The sequence below is a fragment of the Humitalea rosea genome (assembly GCF_003253705.1).
Classification (GTDB): domain Bacteria; phylum Pseudomonadota; class Alphaproteobacteria; order Acetobacterales; family Acetobacteraceae; genus Humitalea; species Humitalea rosea.
This window is the reverse complement of record NZ_QKYU01000011.1, coordinates 48,784-61,724: the sequence shown is the minus strand read 5'-3', so window position 1 is coordinate 61,724 and position 12,941 is coordinate 48,784. Positions and strand designations below refer to the sequence as shown.

At 69.7% G+C, this 12,941-nt stretch carries 13 protein-coding genes; 2 read left to right on the top strand and 11 right to left on the bottom strand.

Annotated features, from left to right (window positions below):
- Window positions 1-12: 12 nt before the first annotated feature.
- Window positions 13-327: a hypothetical protein gene (locus C8P66_RS10985; RefSeq protein ID WP_111398309.1), complete on the top strand. Its 315-nt coding sequence runs from the start codon at window positions 13-15 to the stop codon at window positions 325-327.
- Window positions 328-510: 183 nt separating this feature from the next.
- On the opposite strand, the gene C8P66_RS10980 is transcribed toward C8P66_RS10985, so the two are convergent.
- The 6 genes from C8P66_RS10980 to C8P66_RS10955 form a co-directional block, all read right to left on the bottom strand.
- Window positions 511-1,599: a TRAP transporter substrate-binding protein gene (locus C8P66_RS10980; protein WP_111398308.1), complete on the bottom strand. Its 1,089-nt coding sequence runs from the start codon at window positions 1,597-1,599 to the stop codon at window positions 511-513.
- A gap of 81 nt (window positions 1,600-1,680) precedes the next feature.
- A complete protein-coding gene (locus C8P66_RS10975; protein ID WP_111398307.1) occupies window positions 1,681-2,661 on the bottom strand; it encodes a tripartite tricarboxylate transporter substrate binding protein in 981 nt (326 codons plus the stop codon).
- 46 nt (window positions 2,662-2,707) lie between these two features.
- Window positions 2,708-3,805 carry a mandelate racemase/muconate lactonizing enzyme family protein gene (locus C8P66_RS10970; protein WP_111398306.1) on the bottom strand — a complete coding sequence of 366 codons (1,098 nt, stop codon included), beginning with the start codon at window positions 3,803-3,805 and terminating at the stop codon, window positions 2,708-2,710.
- A 309-nt stretch (window positions 3,806-4,114) separates the two neighbouring features.
- The gene (gene ahcY, locus C8P66_RS10965) at window positions 4,115-5,509 is read right to left on the bottom strand and encodes an adenosylhomocysteinase (RefSeq protein ID WP_111398305.1); all 1,395 of its coding nucleotides are present in this window, start codon (window positions 5,507-5,509) and stop codon (window positions 4,115-4,117) included.
- A gap of 101 nt (window positions 5,510-5,610) precedes the next feature.
- Complete coding sequence (locus tag C8P66_RS10960) at window positions 5,611-6,789, bottom strand: MFS transporter (protein WP_111398304.1); 1,179 nt, start codon at window positions 6,787-6,789, stop codon at window positions 5,611-5,613.
- Window positions 6,790-6,894: 105 nt separating this feature from the next.
- On the bottom strand, window positions 6,895-7,779 hold the full coding sequence (locus C8P66_RS10955) for an NAD-dependent epimerase/dehydratase family protein (RefSeq protein WP_111398303.1): 885 nt from the start codon (window positions 7,777-7,779) through the stop codon (window positions 6,895-6,897).
- A 92-nt stretch (window positions 7,780-7,871) separates the two neighbouring features.
- Here C8P66_RS10955 and C8P66_RS10950 point away from each other — a divergent pair, with 92 nt between their 5' ends.
- On the top strand, window positions 7,872-8,843 hold the full coding sequence (locus C8P66_RS10950; RefSeq protein ID WP_211314113.1) for a LysR family transcriptional regulator: 972 nt from the start codon (window positions 7,872-7,874) through the stop codon (window positions 8,841-8,843).
- Here C8P66_RS10950 and ptsP read toward each other — a convergent pair.
- The 5 genes from ptsP to C8P66_RS10925 form a co-directional block, all read right to left on the bottom strand.
- Window positions 8,773-10,596 (bottom strand): phosphoenolpyruvate--protein phosphotransferase, encoded by a 1,824-nt coding sequence (ptsP, locus tag C8P66_RS10945; RefSeq protein WP_111398301.1) that lies wholly within the window; start codon window positions 10,594-10,596, stop codon window positions 8,773-8,775. The genes C8P66_RS10950 and ptsP overlap by 71 nt on opposite strands.
- A complete protein-coding gene (locus tag C8P66_RS10940; protein ID WP_111398300.1) occupies window positions 10,586-10,912 on the bottom strand; it encodes an HPr family phosphocarrier protein in 327 nt (108 codons plus the stop codon). Before C8P66_RS10940 ends, ptsP begins: the two co-directional genes overlap by 11 nt.
- Before the next feature lie 126 nt (window positions 10,913-11,038).
- Window positions 11,039-11,485, bottom strand: coding sequence for a PTS sugar transporter subunit IIA (locus C8P66_RS10935; protein WP_111398299.1), 447 nt, complete (start codon window positions 11,483-11,485; stop codon window positions 11,039-11,041).
- Window positions 11,482-12,405: an RNase adapter RapZ gene (rapZ, locus tag C8P66_RS10930; RefSeq protein ID WP_111398298.1), complete on the bottom strand. Its 924-nt coding sequence runs from the start codon at window positions 12,403-12,405 to the stop codon at window positions 11,482-11,484. The genes C8P66_RS10935 and rapZ overlap by 4 nt, the downstream gene beginning before the upstream one ends.
- Window positions 12,402-12,857, bottom strand: coding sequence for an HPr kinase/phosphorylase (locus C8P66_RS10925; protein WP_111398297.1), 456 nt, complete (start codon window positions 12,855-12,857; stop codon window positions 12,402-12,404). Before C8P66_RS10925 ends, rapZ begins: the two co-directional genes overlap by 4 nt.
- Between the last annotated feature and the right edge of the window lie 84 nt (window positions 12,858-12,941).

Below are 12,941 nucleotides of genomic sequence, written 5' to 3'. Positions count from 1 at the left end.
TTAGGATGGGGCATGTCCAGCCTTCGCCGTTCCGCCCAGCCCGATCTCTTCGGCCCAGGCCCCGTCACGCCCGATTTGTTCAGCGAGCCTGACGCGCCCGACTCAGCGCTGTTGGCGCGGCACAGGCTTGAACTGGCCGCGAGTCTCGCAGCGCTGCGCGAGGCCACCGCCTACCCCTGGGCGGATCTGACGACCGGTGCATTGGCCGAGCTGCGGTTTCTCTCCCTCACCGGCATGCTGCCTCCGGCCGAACGCGCGCCGCTGCGCGAGGCCCATGCAGTGGAGTTGGACCGGGTGAACGCTCTGTGGTGCCCCTCGCCGCGTTGATTTTTGGGCCAGGGCGCGGAGGTTGATGTTAGGATATGATGCCTTCCCGGCTTGCTGTCCTACGCGTGGCTGCGGCAGGCCGCCGCCACGTCCGGATCGGAGGGCAAAGCCCCGGTAAGGCAGTAAGATGGTAAGATGGTAAGGTAGGGGCCGGGCGGGCCGAAGCGCAGCCCGGCTTGAGGCCTACTGCTGCGCCGCCGCCGCGAAGGCGAAGTTGTCGAAGGAATTCTCGGCCACGCGGAACCACTGGTACTGGTCGGTGCGGTAGGGCTTGTAGCTGTCCCAGATCGCCTTGAAGCGCGGGTTCTTGGACGCGGTTTCCTCATACAGCGCATTGCTCTCGCGCCACGCGGCCTGGAGGATCTCGCGCGGCCAGAAGCGAAGCTGCGCGCCCGCCGCCACCAGCCGGCGCAGCGCCAGCGGGTTCAGGTGGTCGTACTTGCTGACCATCTCGCTGTCGGCCTCGGCGCAGGCGACCTCGATCGCGGCCTTGTACAGGTCGGGCAGCGCATCCCAGGCGCGCTGGTTCGCCATGAAGTGCAGCCGCGCACCGGGCTCCCAGAAGCCTGGGGCGTAGTAGTTGCGGGCGACGCGGACGAAGCCCAGCCGCTCATCATCATGCGGGCCGACGAATTCGACGGCATCGAGCGTGCCGCGTTCCAGCGACGGGTAGATGTCGGCGGCCGCGACCTGCGTCGGCGCGGCGCCGAGGCGCTGGAACACCTGGCCGGCGAAGCCCGCGATGCGGAACTTCAGCCCGTTGAGGTCGGCGAGGCTGCGGACCTCGTTGCGGAACCAGCCGCCCATCTGCGCGCCGGTATCGCCGGCGGGGATCGCCTTGATGTTGTATTCGTTGAAGAAGGTGTCCTGCAGCTCACGCCCGCCGCCATGGCGCAGCCAGGCCGTCATCTGCCGCGTGTTCAGCCCGAAGGGCATGGCGGTGAAGAAGGCGAAGCCCGGCTCCTTGCCGACATAGTAGTAGGAGGCGGTATGCGCGGCCTCCAGCGTGCCGGCCTGGACGGCGTCCAGCGCCTGCAACCCGCCGACGATCTCGCCGGCGGGGAAGACGCTGATGCGGAACTTGTTGTCGGTCAGCGTCGCGACGCGGCGGGCGATCAACTCCGGCGTGCTGAACAGCACATCCAGGGTGCGCGGGAAGGAGGAGGTGAGGCGCCACCGCACCTCCGGCATCGCGGTCTGGGCGAGAGCGGGTGCTGCAAGCGCAACGGGGGAGGCAGCAACGGCCGCCCCCAGCATGGCACGACGGTTCATTGGTGTTCCTCCGGTGAGCAATGGCGGCGGCAACCCACATAAGCCAAGCATGGGCAGGGGGGAAGGCAGCCCAGGCGGCGCCTAATCCACCTTGATGTTCCCCGCCTGGATGACGCGGGTCCATTTGGCGACCTCCTCGGCGATCGTGGCGCGGAACGCCTCGGGGGTGCTGCCCACCGGCTCGAAGCCGAGCTCGATGAGGCGTCGCCGCAGCGGGCCCTCCGTCACCGCCGCCGCGGTCAGGCTGGCGAGCCGGGCAAGGGCCGCCGGCGGCGTATTGGCCGGGGCCACCATGCCGAACAGCGGCGCCGCATCGACGCCCGGCAACCCCGCCTGGGCCATGGTCGGCACCTCCGGCAGCAGCTCCGAGCCGAGCCCGGTCACCGCCAGCGCCCGCACCCGGCCGGAGCGCACATGGCCGAGGATGGAGGGCACGGTGGAGAAGGTCATCTGCACCTGCCCCGCGATCAGATCCACGATTGACGGCGCGCCGCCGCGATAGGGCACGTGGATAATCTCGACCCCCGCGGTCTGGATGAACTGCTCGCCCGCCAGATGGATGGCGGTGCCGAGGCCGGCGGAGCCGAAGGCGATGCTGCCCGGCCGGGCCTTGGCCAGGGCCACCAGCTCCTGCGCGGTCGTGGCCGGCACGCTCGGATGCACGGCCAGCACCAGCGGCGAGCGGGCGACCAGCGACACCGGCGCGAAATCCGCCACGGTGTCATAGGGCAGCCTGCTGCCGAACAGGCCGGGGTTGATGACGAAGGCGCTGTCGATGACGCCGATGGTGTAGCCATCCGGCCGCGCGGTCCCGATCGCCTGGGTGCCGACGACGCTGGCGCCACCGCCGCGGTTCTCCACCACCAGCGTCTGCCCAAGCTGCCCGCCGAGGATATCGGCCAGCAGCCGCGCCAGCGTGTCCGAGGCACCGCCGGCGGCATAGGGCACGATCACCCGCAGCGGATGGTCGGGATAGGTCTCGGCCGCGGCCGGTGTGGCCCGCGCCGCGGCCCAGAGCGCCGCCGCTCCGAGGACGCAGGCGCGCCGGTTCAGGTCGTTCATTTTTTTTGTTTCCTCCCGTAATGACCCGCCGTGGGCCTGGCGCTGCTCAGGCCCGGAATCGCTCCAGCAATTCCAGTTCAGGCTCGGCACCGAGGCCCGGCCCGTCGGGCACCTGCACCCAGCCGTTGATGACCGGGACGGTGGCGGCATAGGGCATCAGCCCGAGGTCGCAGAAGAAGCGCTCGATCGCGCTCTCCTTCGGCTTGGCGGCCAGGGCGTGCAGGGTGGCGAGGTAACCCGGGCCGAAGTAGGCCGCATGCGGCACGCAGGTCACGCCATGCGCCTCGGCGTGGGTCGCGATCTGCCACAGTGGCGTCAGCCCGCCGATCTTGGTGGCGCTGGGCTGGACGTAATCGACCGCCTTGGCCGCGATCATCTTCTCGAAGTCCAGCGTGCCGGTCGCGTTCTCGCCGATCGCCATGGGAATGCCGGTGGCCTGGCGCAGCACCGCCAGCGAGGCGAAATCCTCCGGCGGCCAGATCGGTTCCTCCACCCAGAGCGGCTTGGACGGCGCCATGCTCAACACCGCCTCGGTCACCGTATCGGGCGTCCAGGCGCAGTTGGTATCGACCATGATCGGGATGCCCGGCCCCGTCACCTCACGCGTCGCGGCGACGGCTTCGGGGGTGCGCTCATGCAGCTTGATCTGGCGATAGCCGCGGTCGAGCGCGCGCGCGACATTGGTGCGGATCAAGCCGAGATCGTTGTAGTATTGCAACAGAGACGCATAGGCCGGCACCTGGTTCCGCCGCTTGCCGCCCAGCAGGGCATGCACCGGCACCCCCTCCATCTTGCCGCGCAGATCCCACAAGGCGATGTCGAGCCCGCTGATCGCATGCATCACGGGGCCGGAGCGGCCAAGGTTGTGCAGCGTCCGCTCCAGCCGCGCGGCGATGCGCGGGTCGGTCGCATCCTGCCCCAGGACCAGCGGTGTGACCCAGGTGTCCAAGGCCGCCACCGTCGCGGGCCAGGTGCCGCCGAATGCCTCGCCCCAGCCGATCAGGCCCCGGTTGGTCGTGACCCGCACCAGCAGCGTGTCCAGCGTCGTTCTCGGCCGCCCGGCGTAGAGCGGCGGCGGCGCCCAATGATCGAAGGGGATGCGAAGCGGGATCGCCTCGATGCGTTCAATGGTGACCGCGGCCATTCTGAGGGCTCTCCTGTGTCGATCCGGATCGGTGGTCGCGCGCGAACGGGCCCGTGCTCTTGCGAGCCGTCCTCATCGGGGCGGAACGACGTAGGGGGAGGCCCGGCATGGGCGGAACGGCATGACGCTCACCTTGTCCCCATCCTCACGCAGTCCGTTCGAGCGAACTTTTTGCGCGGGCATCGGCACCGCGCTTATGCGCAGGGTGCGTCAGCCATCGGGGGCTGACAAGACGGAGAAGGGTACCACAGAAAAGGCCCGGCCCTCGCCGATTGGCGAAGGCCGGGCCCGGGTCGAAGGATCAGCGGATCAGTAGCGGTAGGTGTCGGGCTTGAACGGGCCCTGGTCGCCGACGCCGATATAGGCGGCCTGCGCCGCCGTCAGCTTCGTCAGCTTGGCGCCGACCTTCTCCAGATGCAGCGCCGCGACCTTCTCATCCAGGCGCTTGGGCAGGGTATAGACCTGCTTCTCATAGGCACCGCTGTTCGACCACAGCTCCATCTGCGCCATCACCTGGTTGGTGAAGGAGGCCGACATCACGAAGGACGGATGCCCGGTCGCATTGCCGAGGTTCACGAGCCGGCCCTGCGACAACAGGATGATGCGCTTGCCTTCTGCCATCTCGATCTCGTCGACCTGCGGCTTCACGTTGAACCACTTGTAGTTCTTCAGCGCGGCGACCTGAATCTCGCTGTCGAAATGGCCGATGTTGCAGACGATGGCGCGGTGCTTCATCGCGCGCATGTGCTCGATGGTGATGACATCGACATTGCCGGTGGCGGTGACGAAGATGTCGCCGCGCGGGGCGGCCTCTTCCATCGTCACGACCTCATAGCCTTCCATCGCGGCCTGCAAGGCGCAGATCGGATCGGCTTCCGTCACCAGCACGCGGCAGCCGGCGTTCTTGAGGCTGGCCGACGAGCCCTTGCCCACATCGCCGAAGCCCGCGACCACGGCGACCTTGCCCGACATCATGACGTCGGTGCCGCGGCGGATGCCATCGACCAGCGACTCACGGCAGCCGTAGAGGTTGTCGAACTTGGACTTGGTGACGCTGTCGTTGACGTTGATCGCCGGGAACAGCAGGCGGCCTTCGCGGGCCATCACTTGCAGGCGATGCACGCCGGTCGTGGTCTCCTCCGACACACCCTTGATCGAGGCGGCGAGGCGGGCGAACCAGCCCGGCTTGGTCTTCAGGCAATCCTTGATCAGCGCGAAGAAGGCCTCTTCTTCCTCATTGCCGGGCGCGTCGAGGAAGGCGACATCACCCTTTTCCGCGCGCAGGCCGAAGTGGACGAGGCCGGTCAGATCGCCGCCATCGTCGAGGATCATGTTCGGCTCGCCGCCATCGGCCCATTCCATCGTGCGCTGCACGTAGGACCAGTATTCCGGCAGGGTCTCGCCCTTGATCGCGAAGACCGGCACGCCGGAGGCGGCGATGGCGGCCGCGGCGTGGTCCTGGGTCGAGAAGATGTTGCAGGAGGACCAGCGCACATCGGCGCCGAGCTCGGTCAGCGTCTCGATCAGCACGGCGGTCTGGATGGTCATGTGCAGGCAGCCGGCGATGCGGGCCCCGGCCAGCGGCTTGGTGCCATTGGCTTCCCGGCGCGTCGCCATCAGCCCCGGCATCTCGTCCTGGGCCATCTCGATTTCCTGGCGGCCCCAGGGAGCGAGGCTGAGGTCTTTGACGACGTAATCGGTCATGGGTCGGGAACTCCTGTGTCTGCCGCGCCGCCTAGCACGGGCGGCGCGGCATGGCCAGGGTTACCGGCGACATATGCAGATATCGTTATGTGATCGCCAGCTCAGCTTTCCGCGCAAAGCGCCTCGGCCGGCACGGGGCGGCGCCCGCGGATCGAGACCAGCACCAGCCCCAGCGCCGCCAGCGCCGGGACCGCCGCGGCGACCGCCACATACTCATAGCTGAGCCCGACCCCGATCACCGCCCCCCCGAGCACCGCCCCCAGCGCATTGCCCAGATTGAACGCCCCGATATTGACCGAGGAGGCGAGGTTCGGCGCATCCGAGGCGGTCCGCATGACCCGCGTCTGCAAGGGCGGCACCATGGCGAAGGTCGCCACGCCCCAGACGAAGATCGTCACCGCCGCCGGCAGCGCCCAATGCATGGTCACCGCGAAGATCAGCAGCAACGCGGTGATGGCGGCGAGCACGGTGACCAGCGTCGCATTCAGCGCACGGTCGGCAAACCGTCCACCCAAGTAATTGCCGAGGGTGAGGCCGAGCCCGAACAGCACCAGCATCTGGGTGACGAAGGCGGGGGAGACCCGCGTCACCTCCTGCAGGATCGGCGCGATATAGGTGAAGGCGGTGAACATGGCGCTGGAGCTCAGCACCGTCGTCGCCAGCGCCAGCAGCACCGCCGGGCGGCGCAGCACGCGCAATTCGCGGCCGATATCGGCGCGGGGCTCCACCGGGGCGCGCGGCAGCGCATAGTGCAGCGCCGCGAGCGCCAGCACGCCGAGCCCGGTGATCCCCCAGAAGGCCGCGCGCCAGCCCGCCACCTGGCCGAACCAGGTCGCCAGCGGCACGCCGCCGACATTGGCGATGGTCAGCCCCATGAACATGGCGGCGACTGCCCCCGCCCGCTTCTCCGGCGGGACCAGATTTGCCGCGACGATGGAGCCGACGCCGAAGAAGGCGCCATGGCAGAGCGAGGTCACGAGCCGCGCCGCCAGCAGCGTCCCATACCCGGGCGCCAAAGCGGAGAGCAGGTTACCCAGGGTGAAGAGCCCCATGAGCAGCAGGAGCAGCGTCTTCCGGCGCAGCCCGCCGGTGGTCAGCGTCATCAACGGTGCGCCCAGCAGCACGCCGAAGGCATAGGCGCTGACCAGCAGCCCGGCACTTGGGATGGAGACCCCCAGATCGCCGGCGATCACCGGCAGCAGGCCCATGGGGGCGAATTCGGTCGTACCGATCCCAAAGGCCCCGATTGCCAGGGCCAGCAGCGGCAGGTTGCGTGTCATGTTCGATCCTCGAGTGGCAGCAAAAAGAAGAACGGACGCCCTCGGGATCGCGGGTCCCCTTCGGGGGGGACCTCGCTTTTTTACTATGGTCGGGCCGCGGCCGGTTTACAGGGCCTGGCGGATCCATTCCTCGGCCGAGGCGTGTTGCGGTGCCCAGCCCAGTGCGCGGGCACCCGCACCGCGCACCCGGCTGTTGGAGCCGAGCGCGAAGACCGCCATCTCCCGGCCCCAGGCCGCGATGGCGTCCTCGGCCGGCCAGGATTGGGCCTCGCCGAGGCCGAGCCCGTCGGCGATCGCCTGCACCATGTCGCGGAAGGCGGATTCGCCGTTCTCGACATAGTAGAAGCTGCCCGCCGGCGCCTTCTCCAGCGCCAACAGGTAGAGGTCGGCGACATCGGCGACATGCACGGTGGACCAGCGGTTCAGCCCGCGGCCGATATAGCGGGCGATGCCGCTCTGGCGGGCCTGGGCGATCAGCCGGGGCAGTTGCACGCTCTGCGCCGGCACACCCAGCGTGTCGCCATAGATCAACGTATTGCACAGCACGACCGAGCGGATGCCCGGCGCCTGCGCCAGCACGTAATCGTTCAACGCGACGCGGGCGGCCTTTTCCGGGGCGGGGGTGACGGGGGTGTCCTCGGCAAAGACCGCGTCGGAGGGCTCGCCCATGGCGGTGTCGCCGACCAGGCTGCTGCCGCTGGTATGCAGCAGCGCCTTGCCCGAGCCGGCGAGCCCCGCCACCAGCGCCTCGATGGCGCCCCGGTGGTCGCTGTTGGCGGCATTGATGACGGCATCGGCCGCCTGTGCCTCCCGGGTCAGGATGGCGGCGTCATCCAGCGTGCCGAGCACGGGCGTGGCACCCGCCGCCTGCACCGCTGCGGCCTTGGCGGGATCGCGCACCAGTCCGCGCACCTCATGCCCGGCCGCCAAAAGCCGGGCGGCGATGGAGCCGCCGATGTAGCCGCTGGCCCCCGTGAGAAAGATCTTCATTCTGCCGTCTCCGCGAAAAGGCAAAGATGGACGCGGGCGGCGCTCGGGGTTAGGCCGCCCAGAGGTCCATCACCTGTGATGTGGAGGCACGAATGGCGCGCGACTGGGTGGACCGTTCGGGCGAGATGGAGGTGCTGGTCCGCGTCGTCGCGGGCGGCAGCCTGTCGGCGGCGGCGCGGGAGTTGGGGCTTTCGCCCTCGGCCGTCAGCCGCATCCTGGCGCGGATCGAGACGCGGCTTGGGGTGCGGCTCCTGCTCCGCACCACCCGCGCCCTGGCGCTGACGCCGGAAGGCGAGGCCTATCACCGCGCCTGCCTGCGCATCCTGGCCGATCTGGCCGAGGCGGAGCGGGAGGTCACCGAACAGGCGGCGCTGCGCGGGTGGCTGCGGCTGAATGTCTCGCTGCCCTTCGGCAATCGCCATGTGCTGCCGCTGCTGCCGGAATTTCTGCGCCTGCATCCGGGAATCAGGCTGGACATCAGCCTCTCGGATACCGTCATCGACCTGGTGCTGGAGCGCGCGGATGTCGCGATCCGGGTCGGCGCGCTGCCCGACAGCCGGCTGACGGCGCGCAAGCTGGCCGATAATCCGCGGGTGGTGGTGGCCTCGCCCGAATATATCGCCCGGCGCGGGAAGCCGGCGGCGCCGGAGGACCTCGCGGGCCACGACTGCCTCGGCTTCAATTTCCGCCGGGCGATGGAGGGCTGGCCGTTCCGCATCCAGGGCCAGGTCCGGGTGCTGCCGGTGCCCTGGCTGGTCCAGGCGAACAATGGCGAGACGGTGCGCCAGCTTGCGATCGCGGGCCTGGGGATCGCCCGGCTCGGCCTGTTCCATGTGGCCGAGGATCTGGCCGCCGGGCAGCTCGTCTCCCTGCTCGCCGATTACGATGCCGGTGAGGTGGAGCCGATCCATGTGGTGTTCATCGGCGGCGCCAACGTGCCGGGGCGGGTGCGGGCCTTCGTCGATTTCCTGGTCGCCAGGCTCAGCGGCGGCGCTATCCCCGCGAGCCCGGCACGAAGCCTTCCACCAGCTCCGCGATCCGCCGCGGTTCCGACTGCTCCATGACCCGGCGCGCGAGCCGCGCGCAATCGCCGATATCCAGGCTGCGGACCACCTGCTTCACCCGCGGGATGGAGGAGGCGTTCATCGACAGCGTCCGCAAGCCCAGCCCCAGCAGCAGCGGCGTCAGCTTCGGATTGCCGGCCATTTCGCCGCAGAGGCTGACCGGCAGCCGCAGCCGCAACGCCGCCTCGGTCGCGAATTGCACGAGGCGCAGCACGGCGGGGTGCAGCGGGTCGTAGAGATGCGCGACCTCGACCTCGGCGCGGTCCACCGCCAGCGTGTACATCGCGAGGTCATTGGTGCCGATGGCGAAGAAATCCGCCTCCAGCGCGATGGCATCGGCGGCCAGCGCGGCCCCCGGCGTCTCGATCATGGCACCGACCGGCGGCAGCTTGTCCGGCACCGAGACGCCCTTGCGGCGCAGGCGGCGGGCGACGCGCTCCAGGATCTCGCGTGCCTGGGCGACCTCATCGGGGATGGTGACCAGCGGCAGCAGCACCCGCACCGGGCCGACATCCGCCGCGACCCGCAGGATGGCGGCGAATTGCACCTCCAGCAGCTCCGGCCGGCGCAGCAGCAGCCGGATGCCGCGCAGGCCGAGCGCCGGATTCGGGCCGGTGTGCAGCGAGCCGATGCCCTCGGCCAGGGCCTGGATGTCCTTCTCCCCCCCCCAATCCAGCACGCGGATGGTGACCGGATCGCCGGCCATGGCGCTGACAACCTCGGCATAGGCCGCGACCTGCGCTTCCTCGTCGGGCAGATCCTCGCGGTTCATGAACAGGAACTCGGTCCGCAGCAGCCCGATGCCGAGCGCGCCCGCCTGGGCGATCAAGGGCAGCTCGGCCGGGATCTCCAGGTTCGCCTGCAACTCGACCGCCTCGCCATCGGTGGTCTCGGCCGGCAGGCGGCGCAGCTTGGCGAGCTTCTGGCGCTCCTTGGCGAAGGCGGCGAGCGCCTCCCGGCCGGTCGCCAGGGCATCGGGCCCGGGGCGCAGCACGATGGTGCCGGCGCTACCATCCAGCACCGCATAATCCCCCGGGCTCGCCGAATCGGTCAGCCCATGGCAACCGAGCACCGAGGGGATGCCGAGCGCGCGCAGCATGATCCCGGTATGGCCATCGGCGCCGCCCTCATCCGTCGCGACCCCGGCGATCCGGGACGGGTCGAGAAGCGCGGCATCGGCGGGGGTCAGCTCCTCGGCCAGCAGGATCGCACCCTCGGGCACGTCCTTGAAGGAGCGGAACGGGTTCTTGGTCAGGTTGCGCGTCAGCCGGCGCGCGATCTCCCGCACCTCGGAGGCACGGCGGCGCAGCCCGGCCTTGTCGTCATCCTTGGCGGCCAGGATCACCGCGGCGATCGCCTCGGCCTCGTCCTGCACGGCGGTTTCGGCGGCCAGCAGATCGGCCTCGATCCGCTTGCGGGCGCCGCGCAGCAGGCGGGAATCGGCCAGCATCATCAGATAGGCGTCGAGCAGCGGCGCCAGCTCCTGCTGCGCCTCCTCGGGCAGGATCTCGAGCCGGGTGCGCAGCTTGCCGACCTGCTTGCGGCTGACGGTGACGGCGGTGCCGAGGCGCGAGCGCTCCAGCTCCACCTCCTCGGCCTTGATGGCGCGGCGGCGGGGGGCCTCGGCCTGCGGCTCGGTGGTGTCGAAGATCGGGCCGATCGCGACGCCGGGGGCGATGGCGATGCCGCGGAAGGGGGCTTCCTTGAGGCGCTTGGCCGCGGTCGCCCGCTTGGCGGGGAGGTCAGTCTTCATGGAATCCCGCCTCGATCAATGCGGAGATCGCCTCAAGCGCCTCCTTGGCGTCCCAGCCCTCGGCCTCGATCACCACATCGCTGCCCTTGCCGGCACCGAGCATCATCAACCCCATGATTGAACCGGCGAGAACCTTCTGCCCATGGCGGGAGATGAGGATCTGGGAGGAGAACCGCTCGGCGAGCGTGACCAGCTTGGCGGCGGCCCGGGCATGCAGGCCGCGGCTGTTGCGGATGGTCAGGGCGCGGCGCAGCACCAGCGCCGAACCGCCCTGCGCATCGGCCGGATCCTGGGTCTTGCCGGGCCAATCGCTCATGGGCTGCTCCTTTGGTGTTCAGGATGCAACACATCTGCCGCTTTGGCGAAGCCCCAGCAGAAATTTAGACCGCAGGCCACGCATACGTCATCGCGCCCGGCCCGGGCGCGGAGTCTCAGAGGGGGGTCAGGCCGCTCCGCGGCGCAGCATCCCCGGCTTGGCGGGATGCAGCGTCTGCTCCGCCTGTAGGGAGCGGGCGCTGGTGATGTATTTGCGGCCCGCGAAGACCGCCTGGTCCACCGCATCGGCCAGCGGGGTATTGCCGCGCAGCTTGGCGAGCTTGACCAGCAAGGGCAGGTTGACGCCCGCGATCACCTCGACATCCGGGCGGTCCAGCACCGAACAGGCGAGGTTGGAGGGCGTGCCGCCGAGCATGTCGGTCAGCACGACCACCCCATCCCCGGTATCCACCGCGCCGACCGCGACGCGCATATCCGTACAGCAGCTTTCCAGCGCATCGTCGGGTCCGATGCAGACGGTGACCAGCTGCGGCTGCGGCCCCACCACGTGCTCCATGGCCGACCGCAATTCGAGCGCGAGCCGCCCATGGGTCACCAAAACAAGCCCGATCATGTTGCGTGCACCGATGTGTCCAAGATGCCCTCCTTGGGGGCGGCGGCAGGGGGGGGAGGCCATGACACGCTTTCGCGGTGCAGGCACTCCACCATCCAGCCCTGGGATGCGAGATGCGCCGAAAGGCGCTCGGCGGCCAGCACACTGCGGTGCTGGCCGCCCGTGCAGCCGAAGGCGATTGTGAGGTATGATTTCCCCTCTGCGGCGTAGCGGGGCAAGAGCAAGTCCAACAGGCCGGTCATGCCCTGCCAGAATGGGCCCCAGGCTTGATCTGCCTGGACAAAGACAGCGACCGCCGGGTCACCGCCGGTCAGCGCGCGCAGAGCGGGATCATAATGTGGATTCCGCAGGAAGCGCAGGTCCAGCACCAGATCCGCCTCCCGCGGCAGGCCGCGCGGATAGGCGAAGGACATCACCGTCACGGCAAGCCCGGGCGCGGTGGCGGGCCGGAACCGGCCGGCCACCAGCCGGCGCAGGTCGGGCAGGGCCAGCTCCGTCGTGTCCAGCACGAGGTCGGAGGCATCGCGCAGCGGGGCCAGCAGGGCGGTTTCCGCCGCGATCCCCTCCGCGACCCGTCCGCCCAGCGGATGCCGGCGGCGGGATTCCGAATAGCGCCGCAGCAGGCTCGCATCCTCGGCGGTCACGAAGAGGAGGGTGACCTCCAGCTCCGGCCGCAGCCGCAGCCGGGCGACCAGTTTCAGCAGGGCCTCGGGGGTGAAGGAGCGGGTGCGGGTATCGATCGCCGCCGCCAGGGGGCGGGGATGGGGTTCGAGCGCCGCGGCCTCGACCGCCGGCAGCGGGGAATTGTCCAGCGCCTCGAAGCCCTGGTCCTCCAGCAGCCGCAGCACGCTGGCCTTGCCCGAGCCCGACAGGCCCGTCACCAGAACGATCCGGCGACGGTCGCTGCCGAGTGGGGTCATGCCGCGAAGGCACCGGCGACGAGGCCGCGACGTCCGGCCAGGACATCCAGCGCCATGATGACCTTGGCCGGGGCCGAGGCATCGGTCGCATGCAGGCCCATGCGGGGGACCGCGAGCGCGCCGGCACGCCAGAAGGCGGGCACGGGCAGCCGGGGCACCGCCTCGCGCGGCAGGCAGTCCACCACCAGCGTCAGTGGCGCCGGACCATGCGGCAGGCCGGAGACGATGCCGAGGCCGCGTATCTCGATCATGCCGGCCAGGGTGGAAGGCGCTTGCATCTGCCCATTCTCCTCGGAGAGTTCCACCTGGTCATCGGCGACCAGGGTAAAGCCAAGACCAAGCAGACGCAGGGAAAAATCGCTCTTGCCGCAGCCCGGCGGTCCGAGCAGCAGCACCCCGGCCGCGGATGAACCCGTGGCATCCCAGGCGCAGGCGGACCCGTGCAGCAGCATGGCGAACGGGTTCCCCCCCTGTAATGCGGCGAAATATGGCAGGAACCGGGCAGAACTGGAAGCACGCCCCGGTTGTGCGTTGCG